General features: G+C 68.1%; 22 protein-coding genes and 2 pseudogenes. 12 read left to right on the top strand and 12 right to left on the bottom strand.

The window, feature by feature from the left end:
- Nucleotides 1-9 precede the first annotated feature (9 nt).
- The gene (locus OH809_RS42915) at nucleotides 10-1,497 is read right to left on the bottom strand and encodes a lipase family protein (RefSeq protein WP_406415402.1); all 1,488 of its coding nucleotides are present in this window, start codon (nucleotides 1,495-1,497) and stop codon (nucleotides 10-12) included.
- Nucleotides 1,498-1,776: 279 nt separating this feature from the next.
- Here OH809_RS42915 and OH809_RS42910 point away from each other — a divergent pair, with 279 nt between their 5' ends.
- Nucleotides 1,777-1,944, top strand: a complete 168-nt coding sequence (locus OH809_RS42910; protein WP_406415403.1) for a hypothetical protein — start codon at nucleotides 1,777-1,779, stop codon at nucleotides 1,942-1,944.
- A 476-nt stretch (nucleotides 1,945-2,420) separates the two neighbouring features.
- Here OH809_RS42910 and OH809_RS42905 read toward each other — a convergent pair whose 3' ends face one another.
- The 3 genes from OH809_RS42905 to OH809_RS42895 all read right to left on the bottom strand — a co-directional run bounded on the left by OH809_RS42905 (nucleotide 2,421) and on the right by OH809_RS42895 (nucleotide 3,346).
- Nucleotides 2,421-2,597 (bottom strand): Tn3 family transposase, encoded by a 177-nt coding sequence (locus OH809_RS42905; protein WP_406425444.1) that lies wholly within the window; start codon nucleotides 2,595-2,597, stop codon nucleotides 2,421-2,423.
- Nucleotides 2,598-2,708: 111 nt separating this feature from the next.
- Entirely contained in the window at nucleotides 2,709-3,080 is a 372-nt protein-coding gene (locus tag OH809_RS42900; protein ID WP_406424642.1) for a fic family toxin-antitoxin system, toxin component, read from the bottom strand.
- 2 nt (nucleotides 3,081-3,082) lie between these two features.
- Nucleotides 3,083-3,346 carry a hypothetical protein gene (locus OH809_RS42895; protein WP_406415405.1) on the bottom strand — a complete coding sequence of 88 codons (264 nt, stop codon included), beginning with the start codon at nucleotides 3,344-3,346 and terminating at the stop codon, nucleotides 3,083-3,085.
- A 314-nt stretch (nucleotides 3,347-3,660) separates the two neighbouring features.
- On the opposite strand from OH809_RS42895, the gene OH809_RS42890 reads away from it, so the two are divergent.
- Entirely contained in the window at nucleotides 3,661-4,302 is a 642-nt protein-coding gene (locus OH809_RS42890) for a GNAT family N-acetyltransferase (RefSeq protein ID WP_406415407.1), read from the top strand.
- A gap of 49 nt (nucleotides 4,303-4,351) precedes the next feature.
- Nucleotides 4,352-4,876 (top strand): annotated as a pseudogene (locus tag OH809_RS42885) (transposase); the annotation flags it as partial.
- A gap of 597 nt (nucleotides 4,877-5,473) precedes the next feature.
- Here the strand turns inward: OH809_RS42885 and OH809_RS42880 are convergent.
- The gene (locus OH809_RS42880) at nucleotides 5,474-6,070 is read right to left on the bottom strand and encodes a hypothetical protein (protein ID WP_406415409.1); all 597 of its coding nucleotides are present in this window, start codon (nucleotides 6,068-6,070) and stop codon (nucleotides 5,474-5,476) included.
- Between the two features lie 244 nt (nucleotides 6,071-6,314).
- On the opposite strand from OH809_RS42880, the gene OH809_RS42875 reads away from it, so the two are divergent.
- The gene (locus tag OH809_RS42875; RefSeq protein WP_406516332.1) at nucleotides 6,315-6,473 is read left to right on the top strand and encodes a hypothetical protein; all 159 of its coding nucleotides are present in this window, start codon (nucleotides 6,315-6,317) and stop codon (nucleotides 6,471-6,473) included.
- A 46-nt stretch (nucleotides 6,474-6,519) separates the two neighbouring features.
- Here OH809_RS42875 and OH809_RS42870 read toward each other — a convergent pair.
- A pseudogene (locus tag OH809_RS42870) lies at nucleotides 6,520-6,681 on the bottom strand (VOC family protein); the annotation flags it as partial.
- 117 nt (nucleotides 6,682-6,798) lie between these two features.
- Nucleotides 6,799-8,325, bottom strand: a complete 1,527-nt coding sequence (locus tag OH809_RS42865; RefSeq protein WP_406415410.1) for an MFS transporter — start codon at nucleotides 8,323-8,325, stop codon at nucleotides 6,799-6,801.
- Nucleotides 8,326-8,957: 632 nt separating this feature from the next.
- Here OH809_RS42865 and OH809_RS42860 point away from each other — a divergent pair.
- On the top strand, nucleotides 8,958-10,457 hold the full coding sequence (locus OH809_RS42860) for a carboxylesterase/lipase family protein (RefSeq protein WP_406415412.1): 1,500 nt from the start codon (nucleotides 8,958-8,960) through the stop codon (nucleotides 10,455-10,457).
- A 533-nt stretch (nucleotides 10,458-10,990) separates the two neighbouring features.
- Here the strand turns inward: OH809_RS42860 and OH809_RS42855 are convergent.
- From OH809_RS42855 to OH809_RS42835, 5 genes are all read right to left on the bottom strand, one after another.
- Entirely contained in the window at nucleotides 10,991-11,176 is a 186-nt protein-coding gene (locus OH809_RS42855) for a hypothetical protein (RefSeq protein WP_406415414.1), read from the bottom strand.
- 626 nt (nucleotides 11,177-11,802) lie between these two features.
- Nucleotides 11,803-12,075, bottom strand: coding sequence for a hypothetical protein (locus tag OH809_RS42850; RefSeq protein WP_406415415.1), 273 nt, complete (start codon nucleotides 12,073-12,075; stop codon nucleotides 11,803-11,805).
- 435 nt (nucleotides 12,076-12,510) lie between these two features.
- Complete coding sequence (locus tag OH809_RS42845) at nucleotides 12,511-12,960, bottom strand: hypothetical protein (RefSeq protein WP_384952093.1); 450 nt, start codon at nucleotides 12,958-12,960, stop codon at nucleotides 12,511-12,513.
- Nucleotides 12,957-13,958 carry a metallophosphoesterase family protein gene (locus OH809_RS42840; protein ID WP_406415417.1) on the bottom strand — a complete coding sequence of 334 codons (1,002 nt, stop codon included), beginning with the start codon at nucleotides 13,956-13,958 and terminating at the stop codon, nucleotides 12,957-12,959. Before OH809_RS42840 ends, OH809_RS42845 begins: the two co-directional genes overlap by 4 nt.
- Nucleotides 13,955-14,251: a plastocyanin/azurin family copper-binding protein gene (locus OH809_RS42835; RefSeq protein ID WP_352272256.1), complete on the bottom strand. Its 297-nt coding sequence runs from the start codon at nucleotides 14,249-14,251 to the stop codon at nucleotides 13,955-13,957. The genes OH809_RS42840 and OH809_RS42835 overlap by 4 nt, the downstream gene beginning before the upstream one ends.
- A 1,013-nt stretch (nucleotides 14,252-15,264) precedes the next feature.
- Between OH809_RS42835 and OH809_RS42830 the strand changes: the two genes are divergently transcribed.
- From OH809_RS42830 to tatC, 7 genes are all read left to right on the top strand, one after another.
- On the top strand, nucleotides 15,265-15,867 hold the full coding sequence (locus tag OH809_RS42830) for a sigma-70 family RNA polymerase sigma factor (protein WP_406415419.1): 603 nt from the start codon (nucleotides 15,265-15,267) through the stop codon (nucleotides 15,865-15,867).
- A 25-nt stretch (nucleotides 15,868-15,892) separates the two neighbouring features.
- Nucleotides 15,893-16,681, top strand: a complete 789-nt coding sequence (locus OH809_RS42825) for a zf-HC2 domain-containing protein (protein WP_406415421.1) — start codon at nucleotides 15,893-15,895, stop codon at nucleotides 16,679-16,681.
- Between the two features lie 1,379 nt (nucleotides 16,682-18,060).
- Complete coding sequence (locus OH809_RS42820; protein ID WP_406415423.1) at nucleotides 18,061-18,591, top strand: ATP-binding protein; 531 nt, start codon at nucleotides 18,061-18,063, stop codon at nucleotides 18,589-18,591.
- Nucleotides 18,592-18,871: 280 nt separating this feature from the next.
- Complete coding sequence (locus OH809_RS42815; protein ID WP_406415425.1) at nucleotides 18,872-19,294, top strand: hypothetical protein; 423 nt, start codon at nucleotides 18,872-18,874, stop codon at nucleotides 19,292-19,294.
- A gap of 169 nt (nucleotides 19,295-19,463) precedes the next feature.
- The gene (locus OH809_RS42810) at nucleotides 19,464-20,294 is read left to right on the top strand and encodes a hypothetical protein (protein ID WP_406514807.1); all 831 of its coding nucleotides are present in this window, start codon (nucleotides 19,464-19,466) and stop codon (nucleotides 20,292-20,294) included.
- Nucleotides 20,295-20,296: 2 nt separating this feature from the next.
- Nucleotides 20,297-20,584, top strand: a complete 288-nt coding sequence (gene tatA, locus OH809_RS42805) for a Sec-independent protein translocase subunit TatA (protein WP_406424644.1) — start codon at nucleotides 20,297-20,299, stop codon at nucleotides 20,582-20,584.
- Nucleotides 20,585-20,977: 393 nt separating this feature from the next.
- Nucleotides 20,978-21,916, top strand: coding sequence for a twin-arginine translocase subunit TatC (gene tatC, locus OH809_RS42800; protein ID WP_406415429.1), 939 nt, complete (start codon nucleotides 20,978-20,980; stop codon nucleotides 21,914-21,916).
- Nucleotides 21,917-21,981: the final 65 nt, after the last annotated feature.

Below are 21,981 nucleotides of genomic sequence, written 5' to 3'. Positions count from 1 at the left end.
ACTCCGGTGTCACCCGGTGTAGGTGAACTCGTCGGCTGGACTGGTGGGGGACGAGTAGCCGTTCACGGTCACGGTGATGTCCACGGTCGTGCTCGTAGGCTTGCCCGACGGGGGTGCTTTGGCGACGATCTTGTCCGAGTCGACCTGGACGGATGGCGAGGTGTTCTTCCCGAAATGCACGGTGGCGCCTTTCGCGAAGCCCGCGCCGGAGATAGTGACCGAGTCGTTGGCCTTGCCCCTGTCCGGTGTGATGCCGGTGACCACCACGGGTTCGGGCCCGCCGTAGGCGAACTGCCCGAGCGGGACGGCCGGGGAGGTGCCCAGGGGGTTGGTGACATACACGTTGACGATGCCGGTCCCGTCGGGCACCTCGGCAGTGATGGTGCCGTCAGGGTTGAACGTGGGTGGTTTCTGGCACGGGACGGGGCCGAAGTCGACGTTGCAATCCTTGCTGAAGTCGCGGCCCTTGATAGTGACCTGTGTGCCCGATGCGCCGAAGCTGGGGATCACGCCGGTCACCACCGGCGGCCCGGAGAGGACGGGCGCGTCCAGCAGTTTGAGGTAGGTGGAGTTGGCATGCTGAAATGCGACCTGGCCCAGGAAATCCTCAACCGAGGCCTTGACCAAATTGTCGTCGCGAACCATGTAGTCGGTGTTCTTGCTGACGGCAGTGCCCGGCTGGACGTAGACATTGTTCCCGCGCAGAGCTGCGATCGACCCGAGGAGCACCTTCACCTCGAGAGTTGCCGCTGGTCCGGGATCCGGGTACCAGCTCTCCGCGGTGGGGAGATCGGCCCAGGCCAGCGGCACCACGTCGTAGGCGTTGACGTAGCGCTGGTTCATGCTCCCGAACTGGGAGGTGAGGTAGTCGGCGAAGCTCTGCAGACCGGCGGTGGGTGCCGCGAAGGTGACCACCCCGAACTGAGGCTGGCTTTGCTGCCAGGTCTGCGCCTTCAGGTACAGCGCGACCATGGTCGCGATGCAACCACCCAGGCTGTGACCGATTACGTAGACCGTCGGCTGCGGAATCCCCGTCAAGAGGCCGGCGAGCGCCTGCACGAGATTGGAGCTGGCGCTGAGCGAACGCATGTCGACGACCTGAGTGAAGGCGTCCATCGCCCCCTTCGACACGGAAATGGGGGACGTCGACCCGCTGGCGGTGAACGGCACCACCGTGCCGACGTCGAGGTCTTCGAGAATGTCGGTCACGCTGGCGATTGTCCCGCGGACGACCACGGCAAACTGGTTCGAGCCGTCGTTGTTCTTGGCGATGTACGCCATGTTCGCGTTGTCCGGGCTCAGCGCGAGCCACGTCGGTGTCCAGTTTTTCGTCAGGGGGGAGTTGGAGAACTGCCGGGAGATGCCGAGCTTGATCCGCTCGGTCTGGGCTTGCAGGGTCTCCCCCGACGGACGCGGAGTCGCTCCAGTTGCCGCGATCGCGGCCAGGGTCATGGCCACCTGAGGCGTGATCGGAGTGGCCTGTTGTGCCGCCGCCATGCTCGCTCCTTAAGTCTTCACCCATCGTCAAAAATCTCCATTTCAATGTATTCGCGTACTCAGTATCCTGACGGATGTCAGGCTCTTTGCGCTCTCTAATTCACTCGTTCGGAATGGGGTCCGACTTCAAGCGGAACCGTAGTAAACGGCTTCAAGGAACTGGTTTGCCCTACAACCGCGTCGTCGCGGTTGTTCCAGCGATTCCGGGGTGGACGGTGGAGGCAGCCCAGTTTAGGCCGTTGCGCCTACCGAAAACCTCATCCGCGCAGGTCATGCGGCATGTTGGTACTCGTGGAGGATGCCGCCGAGCCGTTCACGTCTCCGTATGTCGAGGCGAGCGATCTGCTCCTGATCGCTGATCGGGACCGGCAACGGGTGCAGAGGGCGGGTGTTCTCGATGCCCTGATGGGGCCGATGGGAGTTGTAGAAGTCCTCGAACTCGCGTAGGGCGTGCAGCAGGTGCCGCTGATTCCAGATCGATCTGAAGCACGCCCGAGCGCGCGTCGCGGAGCTGACCGAGCAACTCCGCGATACCGAGGACGACCTGGCCGACGCGCGGACCAACATCCGGCAGCTGATCCGCAACGCGAACACTGCCACCACGCCGTAAGGACGAGCGCCGAACACTGCTGCTCTCTGCTGCCAGCCCGGGCACGAGCGGCAGCAGAGAGCAGCAGGCGCAGACACGCTATGCAGCTCAGGCCGACCGGAGGCAGAAGGGGTGTCCGGCCGGGCTGGCGTAGACCCGACCGCCCTTAGCGGTGCGGAGCGTTGCGATCGGACACCCGATCCGGCGACGGACGGCACCGCCCCCACACGACCGGAGCGATCGTGCGGGGCATCGGACCGCCCAGGCCAGACCAGGTGACCGGGGGCGTGAGGGAACCCGCCCACCCACAACGGACCGGCCCCCCAAAGAGCCGTCACCGAACGGGACGCGAAAGCGGAACGGTGTCTGCCCACTTCGAGTCGGCGAGGACCTGCTGCATCAGCAGCGTGTTGACGTGAACCATGGCTGACTGGAGCAGGTGCAGGGCAAGTATGGATACCTCCTGGGACTCCTTGTCCGCACCCCTATTACATGCCCTCGAGCTCCCCAGTCGGGACGGGCCGCACCGGTCGCTCGGAGCTCCGACCGGGGGCCAGCCCGGGAGACATGACGCCGCCCGGCGCCGGGCACGGGCGTGCAGCGCCGGGCGGATGCCAGTGGTTCAGGGACGCCAGCTGCGCAGCTGGTCGGCGATGCCGGCTGCAGTGCAGCGCGGGTCGTACAGCTCCCGGGCCAGGGCGGCGAGCTGCTCGCGGGTCGGGTCGGCCGGGATTCCGCTGGCGTTGAGGTACATGACGGCAGCGGCGCAGGCGACGGTCAGGTTGGAGCGCTCGAGCCATCGGCAGCGGCCGAGGGTGTGCACCAGGGCGGCGGCGCGGGCGTACGGGCCGCCGTACACGGGCTGTTCGAGCAGTTCGGCCCGGTGGCGGGCGACGGCCGCGATCGGGACACCGAGGTCGTCGGGCGCGGGGTCGCGGTGGCCGGCACGTTGGGCGATTTCCAGGACCCAGGACAGATCGACGTGCAGGGACATGCTCACGCAGCGGCGCCCCGGGGGGGCCGGGCAGGGGTGCGCTGCGCGTCGAGGTCGGCTTCCAGGTGGTCGAGGAAGTCACCGTGGGTGTCGATGAGCCGCTGGGCTGCGGCCATACCGGCCGCACGGGCGCCGGTGGTGTCCTCGACGATGAGGCGCTGCACGTACTGGTTGAAGTCGAGGCCGCGGGCGGCCGCGGCATCCTTGCCGGCGGCGAGCACATCGGGCTCCAGCCGCAGCTGCGTCTGCTTCTTCGGGCTGCTCATACCGCCAAGGTAGCAGGGTGGTAGCAGTCCGGCGAGAGCTCGCCCCGTCTCTCGGGCGCCGATGCCACCGCCGGGCACAACGAAAGCCCCCCACCGTTAGGACAGTGACGGTCTTCGCCGGGATGTCGGAGATGAACCTACTGGCCTGAGTCAGAGATTCCTTGGTGGTTCTCTCTGCGCGGCGTGATCTTCCTCTGGTGATCCTCGATCTTGCGAAGAACTTCTGACTCAGGTCACTCGGGTCCCGCCCGCAGAAGGCCGTCCGGGTACAGAATTGACTGGTCCGCCGGTCCCGGCGGCCGTAGCATCCGTCCATGATCGAGGACGTGGCAGAGGCTGTGGCTGGGCGCGTTGCCGGGGAGGAATCGGAGGGCGACGCGGGATCGCCCCGGGAGATTTGCTGGCGGGGTAGAGGCGTCGCCTTCGCGCCGCTCGACGTCGACGACGCGGAGCTGGTCCATGTCTGGCGCGCCGACCCCGTGGCCGCCCACGAGGTCGGCATGTGGCCGCGTCCCCTCTCTGCCGTGCGCGAGCGCATCGAGCGTGACCGCGACGAGCACCACCGCGATGACTTCCTCGTCCTGCTCCCCGACGGCACGCCGATCGGCCACATCGCCCTGACAGACCAGGACATGGTCGACGGCACAGCCGAAATCATGCTGATGCTGGACCCCGACCACCGGGGCCAGGGCTACGGCGCGGACGCCGTGGACGCGCTGGTCGACCTCGCCTTCGGTGAACTGCCCATGCACCGCGTCCAGGCCGTCACCCACACCACCAACACCGCGGCCCTCGGCGTCCTGGCCAGGGCCGGGTTCGTCCGGGAGGGGGTGCGCCGCTCCGCCTGCCTGCATCGGGGCCGCCGGTACGACGTCGCGGTGATGGCCCTGCTCCGGGACGAGTGGCAGGCGCTCACTCGACCCCGGTCCTGGGACGTGCCGGTCACCGGCCAGTGACCTGAGTCAGGGGCTTCTGGCGCCGGCAGCGGTTCAGGCAGCGAAGATCAGCGAGGTGCTGCCGCTGCTGGATCTCCACGGTCTGTCCTCGGGTGATTCCGTGCCCGCGCTGGAGAAGTTCCTCGGCTCGGCGGCCGGCCTGCCGCCCGCCGCCATCACGCGGCTGACCGCGCAGTGGCAGGCCGACCACGCCGCGTTCATGGATCGTGACCTGTCCGCCACGGACTACGTGTACGTGTGAACCGACGGCATCCACCTGCGCATACGCCGGGAGGAGGCCAGAGCCGCAGTGCTGGTGGTCATGGGGGTGTGCGCCGACGGCACCAAGGAGCTGATCGCACTGGCCGACGGCTACCGCGAATCGGCAGGGGCATGGGCCGGGCTGCTGCGCGACTGCGCCCGCCGGGGCATGCACGCTCCGGTCCTGGCCGTCGGCGACGGCGCGCTCGGCTTCTGGAAAGCCCTGGCCGAGGTCTTCCCCGCCACCCGCGAACAAAGGTGCTGGGTACACAAAACCGCAAACGTCCTGGACAGCATGGCGAAGTCCGCGCAGCCCGCGGCCAAGCGCGCACTGTCACTGGCCAGTGCGAGTTCGGTGTCGAGGTCGGTGTCGAACCAGGTGACCGATGGGTCGCCATCCGGGCCGCAACCTCGGTAGTCGAGGCCGATCCAGCAGTGCCCGCCCCGGCGCCGCGGCACCGGGGCCGTCATGGATCGCCAACCAAGAATGGGTCGTCGGCTTCGAGCTGGAGTCGCGGAAGCTCATGCGATCCGTGAAGGGCATCACCTGTGGAGCCCCGACGGGTGCCCCTGCCGGGGCTGTTCCCGTCGTGTGACGCTTCCCGCTCTTCAGCCGCCTGCCGTCAAGCCCGTCAGCGTCAGCACCGCTCTGACGCCCCGACCTGACGTGGTGACGGCCCGCGTCAGCCCGGAGCCGGAGAAGGCATCCCAGAGCCCGCAGAAACCCTGAGCGGACCAGATCATCTGAAGGCTTTACGACGAACTCGGCGGCAAGCGGCCGGGGAACTGGCACATCGTTGATGCCCTCCGTCAGAACGGACTGCCACATAGCGAAGGAACCGCCCGGGAGGCCCGGAAGAGAGCGGATGCCAAGGAGCCGAAGCTGAAGGCGCTGCCGCCCGCCTGACGGCGGACAAGGCGAGAACGGCGGTCAGAGGCAGGACCCTTCCTTCTCGACCGTGTCGGGCCGGATGCAGGAGGTCCCAGCGGCGTACTCGCCACTACGGTCGTAGACCTGGAGGACCGCCGTCTCGTCGATCTCCCACCAGGCCGCGAACGCCTCAGCGATATACTGGCCCTGCTTCTCCAGGTCCAGCATCTTGTCCTGCTCCACCTGGTCCCCGTCCTCTATGGCCTCGTAGTTGATGGTCGGGTAGTCGGAGCCGGCCTCCAGAGCCGGGTAGGCCAACTTGCGCTCGTAGCCCCGCCACCCCTTCAGGTGCTTGACCGCTGTCTTCTGTTCTGCGGTCCCGTGCTTGGCAACGAACTCCTTGAACTCCCGGAAGGTACCAGGGGTGTCGGCGATCTCGCCGAGCGACAGAGTGACCTTCTCCGGTTCGGGGCTGACGGTCTTCTCCGGCTCCGGCGAGTCGGCCGTGACGCTCGCGGTAGCACTGGGCTTGGTCGTTGACGCTGCGTCCGAGGAGGAGGCATTGTCACCGCACCCCGCCAACGCCGCGATGAGCGTAAGGCCCACGACGACGCCACACACGAGAGTCGACTCGTTCTTCGTCCTACTGATGCCCACGTCACGATCTCCGTTGAGTGCTGGAGGGGTTACCGACAGGCGTCACCGCAGGTAGGAGCCCCCCTCACCTGATGACGCGTGATCGTACATGTGACCAATCCATGAAGAGATCGCGCCCCTGTCGTGTGGAGAATCTCCTGCGCACGCCCAGGAGCCTCGGCATGATGATGCGCACCATGGATGGATCCGTGTGGGTGGGACTGGCGGGCACGGTCATCGGTGGCGGACTTCGATTTGGGCGTCGATGGCGGCCCAGAGCCGTCAGGCGAAGGCGACACGAGACCTTCGGAAAGAAGAGAAGGCCGAGGCCGACGTGGAAGAGGCGATCACTCAGCTCTATGTGATCAAGCAGCGCGCCCGAGAACACCCCCAGAACCACCAGGAAGTGGGCGAGTGGGAGTAGTCGGGGCCGACGACCCGGTGACGCACCCTGACGTTCGCACGCATTTGCGGTGAATCGCCAGATGTACGCCGATGCGTCCGACGATTTCCACGAAGTCGGGATCATTCCCGATCCTTGTCTCCGCGCGGAGCACGTTGGAGTAAAAGTCGGCCAGTTCCAGCGGTTCGGCACAGTCCAGAACCAGGACGCTCGTCTTCTCGACGGTCATATTCCCCGGATACCCCGGGGTCGGCCGCGCACGCCGGGCGGAACGACCCGCTCCCAGGCCATGCTGACGGAGCCAGGTGCGAGCACCGGGTCGCTGGACCGTCTCCCTGAAGGGGTGTCACCCCGCTGGCGCGCCCGGCGAGGACCCCGGCTTCTTCTCGTCGGCCCCGCGGCGCAGAGCGCTGTCCTGTGACGTGACCGTTGAAAGCGGCGCAGCGATCTGTTCCAGCGACTTCTGTTCTGCGGCCACTGCGAAGAAGACGGCCACCAAACCCGCGATCACCATCAGGGCCGCCCCCACACAGAACGCGAGAGCGGCGTCTCCGACGACTCCGCTCTGCGTCAGGCCCGCGAAGAGCAGGGGGCCGGAGATACCGCCAGCCGCCGTCCCGATCGCGTAGAAGAAGGCGATCGCCATGGCCCGTGTCTCCATCGGGAAGATCTCACTGACCGTGAGGTAGGCCGAACTCGCACCCGCCGACGCGAAGAAGAGGACGACGCACCAGCACAGCGTCATCGTGATGGCGTCGAGCCGTCCGGCATCGAACAGCCAGGCAGTAAGGAACAGCAGCACTCCGGAGAGGATGTAGGTCCCCGCGATCATCGGCCGGCGGCCCCAGGTGTCGAAGAGACGGCCCAGGAACAGTGGGCCCAGGAAGTTGCAGAACGCGATGGCGGCGAAGAAGTAGCCGGTTGTTCCGGTGGAGACGTCGAAGAACGTGACCAGGATCGAGCCGAAGCCGAAAGTGATCGCGTTGTAGAGGAACGCCTGTCCGACGAAGAGCGCGAAGCCGAGCGTCGCACGCTTGGGATAGTCACGGAAGACGGTTTTCCCGATCTCGATGAAGCCGACGCTGCGTCGCTGTTCGACAGTGATCTCGCTCTCCGCCTCGGGGAGCGGGCGGCCCGTCTCCTCCTCGATCTCCCTTTCCACTTCGTCGACGAGCTTCTCCGCTTCCTCGGACTGTCCGTGGATGAACATCCACCGCGGGCTTTCCGGCACATGACGGCGTACGAGAAGGATGGCCAGTCCCAGAACGACGCCGAGGGCGAACGTCAGCCGCCAGCCGACATCCTTGGGGAAGATGTCGGTATCGAGTGCGAGGACCGACAGGAGAGCACCACCCATCGCACCCAGCCAGTAACTGCCATTGATGATCAGGTCGACGCGGCCCCGGAACCTGCTGGGGATCAGCTCGTCGATGGCGGAGTTGATGGCCGCGTACTCGCCGCCGATACCGAACCCGGTCAGGAAGCGGAAGAGGAAGAACCACCAGACGGAGAAGGAAATAGCAGTAAGCGCGGTCGCCGCGAGGTAGACGGTGAGAGTGATCAGGAAGAGCTTCTTACGGCCGTAACGGTCCGTGAGCCAGCCGAAGAAGAGAGCGCCGGAGCAGGCGCCCGCCACGTAGAGCGCTGCCGCGACGCCCGTGACCTGAGCGCTGCTGATCGTCAGGCCGCTGCCAGCTTCGGAGAGCCGGCCGGCGATGTTCCCGACGACGGTAACTTCCAGGCCGTCGAGGATCCAGACAGTGCCCAGGCCGATCACGATCATCCAGTGCCATCGCGACCACGGCAGGCGGTCCAGTCTCGCGGGGACCTTTGTCGTGACCGTTCCGGTGACTGCTTCTCCGCCTCGGCTCATAGGACTCTGCCTCCTGAGAGGGCGGCCCGCGTCGCCGCCCTTGGCGCCGAGGCCGGGTACCCCGGGTCCAAACGGATAAACAGCACCATGAAGCGATGCCCTACTGGTGAGGCGCGCCGGTCAACGTGGAGAGGGGTACACCCGACCAGGTCCTGTCCGGAGAGGGCCCCGGAGGCCATATGCCGCACAAACCGTAGCCGCGCTCATAGGCGACCGAGCCGGGGCTAGACAGTCCGGCGCGCTGGCTGTCTCCCGAATCGTAGGGCACCTCGGACGTCCGCCATGGCGTCCCGGATCGCCCCCAGGACGACCTCCTGCTGAGCCTGTCCGCTGCCACGCTCGCGGGCCGCGCAGCGTGAAGTCGACGTCCAGGTGCGGGGCGTATGCCTCGGGTTTGCGGTCGGTTCGTCTTCTTCCCGCGCCGCACAGCCTGCGGGTTCGTGGATGGCGGGCCGCAGTGTCGGCAGCGTCGTTTGCCGAACGTTTTCCGACACTGCGGACTGGTGGCAGCGGGGGATTGACATCACTGGTGCGTCAATCACCATGATCTTGGTGTTGGTCCTGGCGCGCTGAGCGATGCAAAGCTGAAGCCTCTCCCCCGGCGATCTGGCGTGTCACGAGAGGCAAACTCCTTGGACATCTTCAAGACGAAGCACGGTTCGGCCCTGGGCTTTCGGGCCTCTGACGACGTCGTCGCCGTCCTTGGCATCCCTTATGCCGCGCCGCCGTTCGGCGCCAACCGATTCCGGGAACCTCTCCCGGCACCGGCGTGGACCGGAGTGCGGGACTGCACGGACTTCGGCCCAGTCGCCCCGCAGTCGGCACAGCTGCCCGGCGCACCCGTGTGGTCTCCTGACGGCGAGGACATCCTCACCGTCAATATCTGGACCCCGGCCCCCGAGGGCGGCTGCCTGCCCGTCCTGGTCTGGATCCACGGCGGTGCCTACACCTTCGGATCCTCAGCCCAGCCCGACTTCGACGGCACCACGCTGGCCCGCGCCGGTCTGGTCGTGGTCACTGTCAACTATCGGCTTGGCTTCGAGGGCTTCGGACACATCCCGGCCGGCGAAGGAGCCGTCTACCCGGACAACCGGGGTCTGCTCGACCAGGTCGCGGCTCTGCACTGGGTACGGGAGAACATCGCCGCCTTCGGTGGCGATCCTGGCAACGTCACGGTTGCCGGCCAGTCCTCCGGGGCCGCTTCGGTTGCCTGCCTGATGGTGATGGACCGCGCCCGCGACCTGTTCCACCGTGCCATCGCCCACAGCGCCGCCAGTCCTTGCTACACGCTCGAAATCGCTGCAGCAACCACCCGCGAGGTCGCTGCGGCGGCGCGCTGCCCCGCCACACCTGCGGGCCTGACCTCTGCGACTCCGCAGGCCCTGGTCATCGCCTCCGACCAGGTGGTCGAGGCCTACCGGCGTGACCCTGCCTCCGGATCCCGCCACTACGACCCCTCCCTGTACGCCCCCGTCCTGGACGGCAACGTCCTGCTGACCGACCCCCTCACGGGGATGGCCGCCGGTGTGACCCGAGGAGTGGACCTGCTGGTCTGCCACACGACGGAGGAGTACTGGTTGCTCGACGCCGTCGGCAGCAGCGCGAAGATCACCACCGATGAACAGCTTGCTCTCTTCGCCGAAGACTTTAGCCTCCCCGACGGCCTGGTGGCCGGCTATCGCGCTGTGATGCCCCATGCCCCAGTGCTCGACGTCTACCTCGCGGTCTTCGGTGATCTGCTGTTCGGCGAGTACAGCAACCGACTCGCCGAGCTTCACACGCAGGCCGGCGGCCGGGCGTACCTGTCACGTTTCGATCGGCGGCGCACTGGCCCGCACGGGGTCGTGCGGGCCTGGCACTGTGCGGACATCCCCTTCGCCTTCGGCAACCTGGACAGTGACTGCCTGGCATTCCTCATCGGCGGCGCACCCACCTCTGCAGACCATCAACTCTCACGCAGCATGGTGCGCGCCTGGGCCGATTTCGCTGCCACCGGAGACCCGGGCTGGCTATCAGTCAACTCCACCACCGACGCCAAAATATGGAACACCGACGACGATCCTGTCGACAACGAACCCGCCGCTATCCGAGCTCTCTGGGCCAAGGCCGAATTTCCAGTCCTTCGTCCGTGAACCGGGGAACCACCCCGGGAACCTATGCACTGAGGACAGAGACGCTGCAGAGGGCCGCCTTCTCTGGCGAGCCCAGCGTCTCCGCCGCTGAGGCGAGGTCGGAGGCGGCGATGTAGGGAGGCGGTGAGGGGCCAGCGATGGGTCGCTGGCCCCGTCACGGGTGCTGGTGCTCGGGTAGGCCGGCACCGGCGCGGGGCCCTCGCGGCAACGTGGCCGCCCGCGGTGTGTCCCGAAGTCGCGGTGGAGCCACGAACCGACGGGGTCCTGCGCGTGTCACGTGCACACACGCATGGTGTGTCCCCCAGAGTCACAGCCGGGACGGTGTCCCTCAACGGTGATTGAGCGAGAAGTGGGGGGAAACGTCGGCGGGTTTCCCCGCTCACCTGCGGAAACGTTCGGTTTAGGCAACTGGACATGAAAAGCCCGCACTCTCCGGACGAAGAGTGATGCCGGGACCCATCGATAAGCGGTCTCGGTTAGAAGTGAACGAAGCCAGTCGTGAGCATGAGCGGCACGAACGCCTCCAGCGTGAACTACGCGCCGGCCGTCAGGGCCCGCAGCAGACGCGGGGCGAACACGACCAGCAGCACCAGGCCCGCCGCCGTGCACACCCCATGGCGTACGTCCCATGCGGAGACCCCGTACTGGGTGAGCGCCTGCGGGCGAAGAGCCCGGCGTGCAGGTCGGCTGCGGGGTCGGGTCGCGTCACGGGCAGCCAAGGTATGCACCAATCCCACCGCGTGCCACAGCCTTTACGAACAGGAGCAGCGCTCACCGGGCGCTTCCTTGCCAACGGCATAAGGGTCATCTCTAGCTCAACTCACCTTGCAAAACACGGACTTCGCGTCCGGCCACACCATCCGCAGCTTCCGCGGCGCCCCGTTCGACCACTGCGGCACTTCACTCGATGACTCGTTCGGCGACGGGATCGTCGTCGACGAGACCGCACCGGCTCGCATCATCGTCGAACACGACGTGTACGAAGTCGACGAGCCCCCGCTCCGCCGGGTTCGGGGCCGGTCGGAGCCGAAGGCGAACCCGGCAGCCGCAACATCTCGACGTGTGGTCTACACCACTATACGTTCCGGTACGCATGGACATCTGACGTCAGAGGTCCGTTGGTCGGGTGCTCTCGGCGCCCGGGCATCGGACCCTGTGGGGCTCAAATACGGGATTCGGCCGCTGATCTGCGGGTTCGTAGCGGTGTCAACTAGCGATCTGGTACTCGTTAATGAGTCCGCCGAGGACCGCTGTGCGGCGGACTCGGTGCTCGGCGAGGTCGACGGGGCGCGGAGGTCCGGCTTCAGCTTGCGATGGACAGAGCTGGCTCAGTGTCACGTTCCGGTCAGCTCGGTCGGTGGTGGAGCAGGGTGGCCCGTAGCTCGTTCTCGGTGATCTGCTCGGCAGGGCGGTGGAGCGTCCAGCGGTGGGCCTCGCCGTCCATGGGCTGCACCTCGACGACGGTCTCCAGCGGTGGGTAGCCGACTTCGCCGCAGATGAGTTGGCGGATTATGACGGCGGTGTCGTCGTCCAGGCCGAGCAGGGCGCGTACGGCATCCTTCAGTTCACGGAGGTGCGGGCTCGGCCAGGCGATTCCTGGGCGCGGTTCCAGGTACATGGGGGTACTCCTGGGTTCCGGAATGAGGGGCGGGCGGCGCAGATAGCGCCGGTGAGGTCGACGGTGTGTTCGGCGGCGAAGCCGATGCCGCAAGCGTTGCGACTGGCCCGCCTCTCGACGATGTCGGTGTCCGCGGGCGGGGTGTGCTGTAGCCGCGGCACGGCTGGGGGTGGCGGTGCCGGTCGGCGGGACGCAGACGGGTGCGCCCCGCCGGCCTGTCTGTTCGCGTACGGCATCCACTCCGCCTGCGGCTCGCGCAGCGTGGTAGAGAGTGGTCGGTGGTCAGGCCGAGCGACGGGGCTTCGGCAAGCAGCAGGGCGTGCAGTGCCTGGGCCGACACGAAATTGGTAGCCCGTGCGGCGGTGTGTGGCTTTGCCGGTCCCGCCGCACCCCGAGCCAGGACGCAGGCATCCCGGGCGGCTTCATGGTGGTGGTTCAGTTGGGTGGTGTGCGGGTGGTGGCCCAGTTGGGTGTCCTGACGGGCGGTCGGGCAGCGCGGTGTTGTCTGGTCACGGTCACCTGCCAGATGGCGAGGAGCAGCAGCGTGCCGGTTTCGGCGAGGAGGCTGAGGACGGCTTGTGGCTCGGGCTGCAGACCGTGCTCGGTGAATCCGAACACTCCTACGGTGCGCGAAGCGGTGAAGCCGCCGAGAGCGCCGAGCGCGACGCCTGCCGCGGCGGTCCTCAGCAGCAGGGGTGATGTCCCGATCAGCAGCAGGGCGGCGAGGGCGAAGGAAGCGCTGGCCTGGAGCAGGAACAGGGGGCCGATGATGTGGATGAAGCGGTATCCGTCGATGTAGAGCTGGGCGTGGATGTATCCGCTGGCAGCGAGGGTTGCGGCGGTCGCGGACCGCAGGGTGGGGGCGAGGAATCTTTGGGTGTTCATGCCAGCCTCTGGTCCTTGATGGCCAGTTCGCGGTCGCCTTGGCGGTAGCCGACGCTGCGGATGCCGAGTGCGTCTTTGAGCTGCCGGGCAGGGACGACCTGCGGAGTGGGGGCGGGGGCGCGGCCCGGCTTGGGCAGGGGGTAGGCGGTGGTGGTGGCGGAGTGGAAGGTGATGTTGCCCTCTGTCTTGGTGAACAGTTGGTGGACGTGCCCGTTGAGACAGGTGACGGAGGAGAAGCGGCGCAGGAGGGCGATGACCTTGAGGGCGTCGTCGGTGCTCCAGCCCCACTGCGGGTACATGGCGAACAGCGGGATGTGGCTGAAGACCACGATGGGGGTGTCCGACGACAGTCCGGCGATGTCCTTGCGAACGAAGTCGATCTGGTCGTTGCCGAGGTGGCCGAGCTTCTCCAGGCTCAGGGTGTTGACCAGGGCGATGAAGTGCACGCCGTGGGTGTCGAAGCTGTACCAGCCATCGCCCAGCGTGCCCATGCCGAAGTTCCGCCGGTAGGCGCGGCCTGCATCGCCGATGGAGTCGTGCTCGCCCGGCACGGTGAAGACGCGGTCCGTCTTCATTCCGGCCATCATCTGCTTGACCTGGTCGAACTGCCCGGCCATGGACAGGTGGGTCAGGTCGCCGCTGTGCATGACGAAGTCAGGTCTGAATCCGAGCGAGTTGACCTGCTTGATCGCTTCGGCGAAGGAGCCGACCACATCCATGTTCGCCGGGCCCTGGAACCCGATATGGCTGTCGGAGACCTGCACGAACCGCAGCGCGCCGCTTCCCGCTGCGGCGGCCCCGGCCGCGGCCCCGGCGTTGGTGTCTCGGGAGCCGGCAATGTGGCTGATCACCTCTCCACTGGCCACGGTCAGCACCACCGCGCCGCCGAACCACCCTGCGTGCCGGATAAGTTGACGTCGAGTCATGCCGCGTTCGGTATCGGGCTGACCGGCGTCGTCGGCCAGTGCTCCGTCGTGACTGTCGTAGTAGTCGGTCATCGGGTCACCTCCACGGTGGCGGTCATGAACGGATGGATGGTGCAGAGGTAGGCATAGGTGCCGGGCTTGGTGAACGTGTAGCTGTAGGTGGCGTGGGTGGCCAGGGCGGCCGAATGCAACGGGCCGCCCGATCCGGCGCTGGTGACGGTGTGGGCGTCGGTGTCCTGATTGGTCCACGTCACCCTCGTGCCCACTTTGACCTTCAGCGTGGCCGGGGAGAATGCGAAATTCTTGATCGCCACCGCGCTCCCGGTCACCGGCGCGGCCGGCGCGCCCGTGCTCGAGGGACTCATAGGCATGCTCATACTGGGCATCGGCGAGGCGCCGGGAGTGGAGCCTTTCCCCGGCCCCGTGGCGCCGGGCATCCCTGCCGTCTGGTGCTGACCCGGACCGGGTGTGATGGCGCCGACTCCGCTGGCCGAGGAATGCGACGACTGGCCGCATGAGCTGAGGAGCCCCACCGCGCCGGCAGTGGCGATGATGGCGACAGCCAGCCCGGCCGCAGCGCGTGACCGCTTGCCTGGTGTGCGAAAGTTCAGGTACACGGTGTCCGTTCCTCACTGATCAGGCGGAGACGGGGACTGCGCCGGCTCGGCGCACGTAACCGCAGGAATATGTAGTGGATGCTGTGTTCATGGGTGCGTGCCCCTCACGGACCCGGCGAACGAGCATGGGTGCCGCCCCGGTCCGGCGGCTCGCCTCGACGTGACCCGCGCTGCACGTCCGCCCTTGCGCGCCGCGAGCGTGCGGGCGGCATGCGGCAGTTCCCCCTATGGGGGGCCGCGAGTGACTCGGGGCAGGTCGGCGGTGCCCATACGGGTGGTGCGCACGCCGGGCCGGGCGGAGTTCTGTCCCGGTGGTTGCGCGGCCCTCGATCACTGTGCGCGTAGAGCCGTCGCCGCGGTGTGCGCTGGGCACGGGCGGAGACTGCGCGGTGGCGCCTACTTGGATGCACGGGGGCGGGGTGAGCTTGGCCGGCGCCATGAGCGCGTCCGTCGCGTGGTACATCTCGGTCACCTCTGATCCATCCTTTGTCGCATGGGGAATCGATGAGGAATTGCGCGTGAGTCGGCTCTTGTCCGGCTCCACGGACGGCGGGGGTCCCACGGTTCGGTAGATTTGCACTTTTTGTGAGACCTCTTGGCATCGCCGCAGATCAGCCGGCCTCCCGGGCGCCGCGCACGCTTGGCCCTCTTGGTGCCACAAGGCCCGACATGGACATATCACCCATGACGCTCACGGAACGTCACCGGCATCGCGCTGTGCGTTATAGGACAAAGCAGTACATGTGCGCGATGATCGGCCTATGCACTGGAGTTTCCCAAAACGTGGTCCAAGGACCGATCCGGATCGCTCCGCGCACCGTGTCTCTGGTAAAGGGACGCTTTCGACCGCAGATGAGGAACTGCTGCGCACGCTGTACGCGGAGCACGCAGGAGCCCTGTTCCACTACGTGCTGCGACTGACCTCAGGAGATTGGCAATGGGCGGAGGATGTGGTGCAGGAGACACTGCTGCGAGCGTGGCAGCATCCCGCCGCGTTCGACCCCGCACGCGGCCCGGCCCGGGCATGGCTGTGTACGGTCGCCCGACACCTGGTCATCGACGCCCACCGGGCCCGGCAGGCCAGGCCGGCCGAGGTCGGCGGCGAGGCCCTTCAGCGGGCCGCCGAGCAGACGCCGGGCGAGGACCAGATCGAGCAGGCACTGCAGAGCTGGGCGGTTGCCGACGCCGTCCGGTCGTTGTCCCCGGACCACCGCGCCGTCCTGCTGGAGACCTACTACCGGGGCCGGACCATGGCGGAGGCCGCACAGGTGCTGGGCATTCCGCTGGGCACCGTGAAGTCGCGGACGTACTACGCCCTGCACGCCCTGCGACTGGCGTTGCAGGAACGGGGCATCGAGCCATGACCGCGGCGGGCAGGAGGTGGCGACCATGAGTGCGGAGTACGACGCCCTCCGGCTGGCGCTGGGGGGATACGTCCTGGGCACGCTGCCCTCGGCAGAAATGGAACGGGTGCGCAGCCACCTCGCGGAATGCGCCGAATGCCGGGCCGAACACACCCGGCTGGCGGGATTGCCTCCGCTGCTGGCGACGGTGACCGAAGCCGAAGTCTCAGGCCAGACGGTGCCGACGGCCGACGGGGACCTGGCCGACCGGCTGGTGGCACGGGCAGCCGAAAGCGCGCAGGGCTCCCTGCCCGAACGGCCCGCCGCGCCGACGGTGTCGAAGGCGCCAGCAGGGGGTGTGCTGGAGAGGCTGCTCCAGCAGGCCGCGGCCCGGCGCCGCAGGACCTGGCGTCTGCAACTGGCCGGCGCGGCCGCCTCGCTGATGTTCATCGCGGCAGCGGCCGGCGGCACATGGCTGGCGGCCGTCGGATCCGTGGGCAGTCTGGCGACGCCGCCTGGGCCGACCGCACCGATTGCCTGGCGCACCTTCTCCGGAAGCGATCCCACCACCGGCGTCTCCGCCTCGGTGAAGGTCTCGCCCTCTGCCTGGGGCAGTGCCCTGCAGGTCTCCGCCAAGGGGGCACCCGCCGGAATCACCTGCCGGCTGCAGGCGGTCGGACCCGGCGGAGCCAGAACGGACGGCGCTACCTGGCGGGCAGGCGAGTACCCTCCCGGCACCACGATCCCAGGGGCGGTTGCCATGTCCCCGGGAGCCATCGACCACTTCGAGATCCTCGCAGACAACGGTCAGAAGCTGGTCACAATCCAGGCGTGAGGCGAGGCCAGGGTCGTCATGTCACTGGGCGGCCTGGCCGCCCAGTGACATGACGACAGCCGTTGGGTGTGAGCGCACGGCGGCACAAGAGGCCAAGAAGACGTCGCCACCGAAGGGCCGGGCCGTCAGCGGCGAGGGGGCCGGGCAGTCGACGAGAAGCGAGCCGCCTCAAGACCGGTGGGCCAGGCTGAAGAAGCGCACACAGGGCGTCCAGCCGATGGCCATCGAGGAGGCTTGTGCTCGTGACATCGGCTGCGCAGGCACGCTCGTGACCACCGTCGTCGACCGATGCCACCACGCCGCACGGCTCCGGGATCGGCGAGATCGTCCGACAACGGCACCCGACGGATGAGCGCGGCGGCCTCGGAGGCCGACACCGGCGCCTCTGTGGCCGAGGGGCTGATCGGCGCCACGCGCGCGGAGGCGGCTCGTGGTCGAAGCGGCTGCCACCGGCCGGAAAAGATCACCTGCGCGGCCGGGCTGATCGAGGTAAAGACCGTCCGGGTGCACGACCAGCGGGTCGAGGGGCGACCGCAAGCGGTCGTCGCTCTGGCCGCTGTGGTGCCACACGTCCCCGGGCCCGGTCAGATGCTGCGGCTGCTTCGCCCCACAGCCTGTCATCGGGGGACTGCGTCGGCACCGGGCAGTTCTGCGGCTCGTTCGCGGGGCTCTTGCCCGCTCCCGTCACGCGGCTTCCGGCAGTGGCAGGCCGGTCACCCCCGCGCCGGGCCTTCTCGGGTGCCGGCCGCGTACATGGGTGGGCACGGCTGTGCGGGGCCGAAGGCATACACCTCAACCTCCGCCGGGAGGAGGCCAAAGCCGACACCCGGGTCCTTCTCACGGCGCGCCGACGGTTTCCGGAAGCTGGTGACTCTCACCCCGGCTCCGGCGAACCGGCTGCGTCCTCAGCCGACTTGATGCGTGAGTGCGCCGACGGGGCGTGCACTCCCTCTCCGGGTGGCCAGTGGCGCCGCCCTTGGCCTCAGCAAGGGCCCGGCCGAAGTGATCCCCGTCCCGCGCGCAAGCAGAGGTATGCGGTTCACCAAACGGCCGGCGACCTCAACTCGCCTTTTTCCTCCGAAGTCCGTGCAGCCCGGAGAAGACGGTCCAGGATGTCTGCGCGCCGAGGGCCGCGACCGAGCCGAGACGCGGGCAGGGACGCTCGTCCGGCCCTGCGGCGCGACGTTCCCGCAGGGCCGTCCGGAAGACCACGGGCGAGGGAACGAGCTGCCGGTGCCCGGTCCGGCCGAGTACGGCATCGAGCCCCGGCAGAGGCGAGTGAGCCCAGCCAGGCCGCCGGCATCGACGTGACCCGCAAGAAGTCGAGAAAAAGGGGCGAACAGCTCGAACCGTTCGGCATGCGTCGCCCGTGGAACTGAATGAGCGCGCCCCTTCAGGATCCGGCCTACCGACCGCCCCCGAAGTTGTTGGTGGTCTCCCCCGTTCCGCTCTCCGCACATCCACAGAAGAGCCAGAAGACCATGTTTGTGACCGATTCCCCCAGCCCGAGTTCACTGCTCGGCCAGCCCTGCCGCCACGAGGCGCTGCTCACCCTGCCCGCGCAGAAAACGCACGTCTCCGCCGCTCGTCACTTCGCGGCCGATCTGCTGGAGACCTGGAGCGTGCCCGCAAACGAGCGGGACTCCGCCGTTCTCATCGTCGACGAACTCGCCGCCAACGCCGCCCAGTACGGCCGCGATCGCATGACCCTGCTGCTCGTCCTCGACGACGGCACTCTGCACATTGTGGTCACTGACTCCGGCATGGCAGTGGAGCGCCATCGCCCCGACATCGCCCCCGACGAACACGGCCGCGGCACTGGCATCGTCCAGTACCTCGCCCAGTCGACCGAGGTCCACCAGACACGCAGCAGCCGCGAAGTCCGCGCCTGCCTCAGGTGCTCGCCATGACCGGGCCGGGCGTTCCGCACGAACTGCGGCCCCTTGCCAGGGCCGGCACCGCAGCACAGCGACGGGTCACCGGGGGCGGCTGCGGCGCCGGGTCACCCGACGGCCCCGCCGAGTGGGCCTTCGCGACCCACAAGCCGTGCCCCGTCGACGGCTTCCCGGGCCCGGCCCGGGTGCCCATGCGGTCCGCAGCACACCCATCGGCCCTTGATCACGGCGACCACGACCACGACACGGTGCTGTGTCAACGCTGCGGCGCCGGCCCCTGCGTACAGGCGGAGATATGAGCGTGGACGTCACCCCGAACAGCGGCGAGGGCATCGGCGCCCCGCCCCCGCACGAGGCGTACGCGAATGCGCCAGACCTGCGCCGCGAGATGCACCAAGTGCTCGCTCTCGGGGCCGAACGCGACGGCCGCCAGGCCAGGCCCGTCACCGGCCCCCTGGTCGATGCGACGGCCGCCGAACGCGCCTGGCTGCTACGACGGGCCGCCCTCATGGACCGGATGGCCCTCGACGACCCCGGCCCCGGCCCGGTCGCAGCCGCCGCAGAAACCGCCGAGCAACTCGTCCTGCACGACCGTCGCCATCCCGACCTGGTGGCCGGCCCGCACCACCCCGACGCGATCACGCTCGTCCCCAGCCACCGCCTCTACGTCCGCCAGGAGTACGCCGCCTGGACGGCTGCCGGGCGCCCCAGAATCTGAATCGACCCCGATCCGACAAGGAGAAGGACCCATGACCCGCAAGGACAATGACACCCGGCACGCCCCCGCGGCAGCCGGCCCCCTCCACTCGCCTCGCCTCACATGCCCGACAGCCATGCGTGAACATCACGCCGGTCGGCGACAGGAACGGTCACGCCAGGGAAAGCCGATGAACGCACCGTGGCCGAACGCGAAGACCCATCGGCTGTTCCAGGTGCCCGAACGTGGTTGCTCCCAGGGGCAGCGGCTGGGCGTCCATCCGGCCCAAACGCCCCCGCACACTCCGCGGGCCGGGCAGCCGACGCAGGTGGCCATGCAGGTCACAGGCGGCGAACTGCGCCTCGTCGTACACCTGTTGCCAAGCGAGCTCCCCGCGGTTGCGGCGACGGGCGACGAATTCACTTGTGAGGCCTGGCTGGACGACGCCGTGGGAATCTCCCGATGGCGCGGGCGGCGGACACCGGTGAAACCGCCGTGCCAAGTGCACCGGGAAACCTCCTCCCAGGCGCCCGCGCACGAGACCGCGGGCGCGGGCACGGACGCCGGCCTGCCCGGCCACCTCCTGCGGATCCCCTTCTGCGACGACGAGTGCCAGCCATCCGTCGGTGTAGAGCCTTGCCGGGTCGTGGACATCGACCGCGTCCAGCAGCATGGTGTCCCGGCCGAGTGCGGCCGGGACGCGGAAGGGGAACTCCTCGCCGTATCGGCGGACGGGCAACCGTGCTGGACGCGCCCGCCGGCGGCAGCGGGCCGTCGTCCGCGGCCAAAGGTGTGCGCCTCCCGCCGCGTCAACCTTCTGCAAGGCCCGGTCGTGGACGGGACGCTTCTTTGGGCAGCGGCCGAAGTTCTGCGCGCGCCCGGAGAGCGATGGGGGCATGCTTGGGGCGGCAAGACACGATGCGCCGCGGTCGCTCCCGCTCCCACCGCTGCCGCGCAGGAACAAGCGGCACGGATCGCCGAGGCAGGTATGAGGGCCGACGCGTTCGAAGGGGTGGTGTGACGATGTTCCGCAATGCGCTGGAGCCCTGGCACTTGCTGATCCTGGTCGCGGTAGTAGTTTTGATCTTCGGCTCGAAGAAACTACCCGACACGGCCCGGGCGCTGGGCAAGTCCATGCGGATCCTCAAGAGCGAGACCAAGGCCATGAAGGACGACGGCGCCTCAAACGAGCCACGCCCCGAGCCTGAGCCTGCACCGGGACCGGGACCGGGACCGCGGACGATCTCGGGCGCTCCCGGAGACACCGCCACCGCCCGCACCGCGCCCACGGACAGCACGACCAACCACTGAGACTGAGCCCGGTCCTGCGCACCCCTGGCTCATCCCCGCACGAGACGCTGCCCGAAGCCTCCCCGGCCGGCTCACCTCTTACGCTGTCGGGCCGCCCGCGTCGTTGTCTGCGGTACCGGCCGGCGTCTTGGCCGGAGCAGCGCTGTTTCCTGGCTCAAGCGCGGCGCGTAACAGTGGACGGTCTGAGGACCTTCGTGAGCCGCCCACCCTCGGGCTGGGCAGGGCCGATCAGCTCGCGGTAAGTGGTACCGACCTGGACCAACTGCCTCCTGGACGCGCTACCGGCCGCAACCGGCGCCATGGCGAGCTCGCGCCCCACCGGGTGACGGAGACGATCAAGTACTAACGCAGGGCCGGTAGTCTCCGGTCTGCCGCACGAGATGAGGACGTGGCGTGCCTCAGTCAGCCCGCAACAAGGAAAAGGATCCCGAGGGGCGGATGCCGCTCGCGGAGCACCTTCGTGAGCTCCGCAACCGGCTCGCCAAGGCCGTCCTTGCCATCCTGGTCATCACGATTGCCGCAGCCTTCTACTACAAGGACATCATGATCTTCTTCACCAGGCCGGTGCTGGACTCGGTCGGCTGCCCGACGTCCTTCGCCGATCTGGCCAAGCAGACCGCGGACACCACCTGCGCGCGGATCACTATCAACGGTCTGCTCGCGCCTTTCACCCTGGCGCTGAAGGTGTCCCTGATGGCTGGCGTCGTGCTGGCCTCGCCGGTATGGCTGTACCAGCTGTGGGCGTTCGTTGCCCCCGGCCTGCACAAGCACGAGCGGAAATACGCCTACGCGTTCGTCGGCGCGGGCGTCCCGCTGTTCTTCGGCGGCGCCTTCTTCGCCTACAAGGTGCTGCCCACGACCGCGAAGGTGTTGATCGACTTCACCCCGCACGGGGTGAAGAACCTGCTGCCGCTGGACGATCTGCTCGACCTCGTCACCCGCATGGTGGTCGTCTTTGGTCTCTCCTTCGAGATGCCGCTGCTACTGGTGATGCTGAACCTCACCGGAGTGCTGTCCGGCCGGCGGATGCTCGGCTGGTGGCGCCGCATGATCCTGGGGATCACGGTCTTTTCGGCTGTGGCGACGCCGAGCACGGACCCGCTGACCATGCTGGCGCTGGCCGCGCCGATCTGGGTGCTCTATTTCGCCGCCGTTGTCTTTTCACTTCTCAATGACCGGCGCAAGGCCCGCAGAGAGGCAGAGGGACCCGGCGACGACGAGACCTCCGACATCGACCTCACGCCGCAGGACATCGGCGAAGTGGAATCGGTGTCCGCCAGCCAGGCCCTGCCCGCGCAGCCGGACGCTGACGACGACCGCGCCGACGGGTAAGACCACGGGACCTGAGGGGGCCTTCAGTAGGGCACGGAGCGCGGCAGCCCCGCCGACGCGCAACA

This window comes from Streptomyces sp. NBC_00873 (assembly GCF_045207415.1).
Lineage (GTDB): Bacteria > Actinomycetota > Actinomycetes > Streptomycetales > Streptomycetaceae > Streptomyces.
This window is presented reverse-complemented; position numbering and strand designations above follow the sequence as displayed.

Coding starts and splice junctions, on each gene's coding strand:
- OH809_RS42910 (WP_406415403.1), top strand. CDS start 1,777: ATGTTGGTACTCGTGGAGGATGCCGCCGAGCCGTTCACGTCTCCGTAT.
- OH809_RS42810 (WP_406514807.1), top strand. CDS start 19,464: ATGAACGCACCGTGGCCGAACGCGAAGACCCATCGGCTGTTCCAGGTG.
- OH809_RS42835 (WP_352272256.1), bottom strand. CDS start 14,251: ATGAGTCCCTCGAGCACGGGCGCGCCGGCCGCGCCGGTGACCGGGAGC.
- OH809_RS42820 (WP_406415423.1), top strand. CDS start 18,061: ATGAGCGCGCCCCTTCAGGATCCGGCCTACCGACCGCCCCCGAAGTTG.
- OH809_RS42850 (WP_406415415.1), bottom strand. CDS start 12,075: ATGTACCTGGAACCGCGCCCAGGAATCGCCTGGCCGAGCCCGCACCTC.
- OH809_RS42875 (WP_406516332.1), top strand. CDS start 6,315: ATGGCGGCCCAGAGCCGTCAGGCGAAGGCGACACGAGACCTTCGGAAA.
- OH809_RS42890 (WP_406415407.1), top strand. CDS start 3,661: ATGATCGAGGACGTGGCAGAGGCTGTGGCTGGGCGCGTTGCCGGGGAG.
- OH809_RS42830 (WP_406415419.1), top strand. CDS start 15,265: ATGCACTGGAGTTTCCCAAAACGTGGTCCAAGGACCGATCCGGATCGC.
- OH809_RS42865 (WP_406415410.1), bottom strand. CDS start 8,325: ATGAGCCGAGGCGGAGAAGCAGTCACCGGAACGGTCACGACAAAGGTC.
- OH809_RS42845 (WP_384952093.1), bottom strand. CDS start 12,960: ATGAACACCCAAAGATTCCTCGCCCCCACCCTGCGGTCCGCGACCGCC.
- OH809_RS42900 (WP_406424642.1), bottom strand. CDS start 3,080: ATGTCCCTGCACGTCGATCTGTCCTGGGTCCTGGAAATCGCCCAACGT.
- OH809_RS42840 (WP_406415417.1), bottom strand. CDS start 13,958: ATGACCGACTACTACGACAGTCACGACGGAGCACTGGCCGACGACGCC.
- OH809_RS42915 (WP_406415402.1), bottom strand. CDS start 1,497: ATGGCGGCGGCACAACAGGCCACTCCGATCACGCCTCAGGTGGCCATG.
- OH809_RS42895 (WP_406415405.1), bottom strand. CDS start 3,346: ATGAGCAGCCCGAAGAAGCAGACGCAGCTGCGGCTGGAGCCCGATGTG.
- OH809_RS42825 (WP_406415421.1), top strand. CDS start 15,893: ATGAGTGCGGAGTACGACGCCCTCCGGCTGGCGCTGGGGGGATACGTC.
- OH809_RS42815 (WP_406415425.1), top strand. CDS start 18,872: ATGAGCGTGGACGTCACCCCGAACAGCGGCGAGGGCATCGGCGCCCCG.
- tatA (WP_406424644.1), top strand. CDS start 20,297: ATGTTCCGCAATGCGCTGGAGCCCTGGCACTTGCTGATCCTGGTCGCG.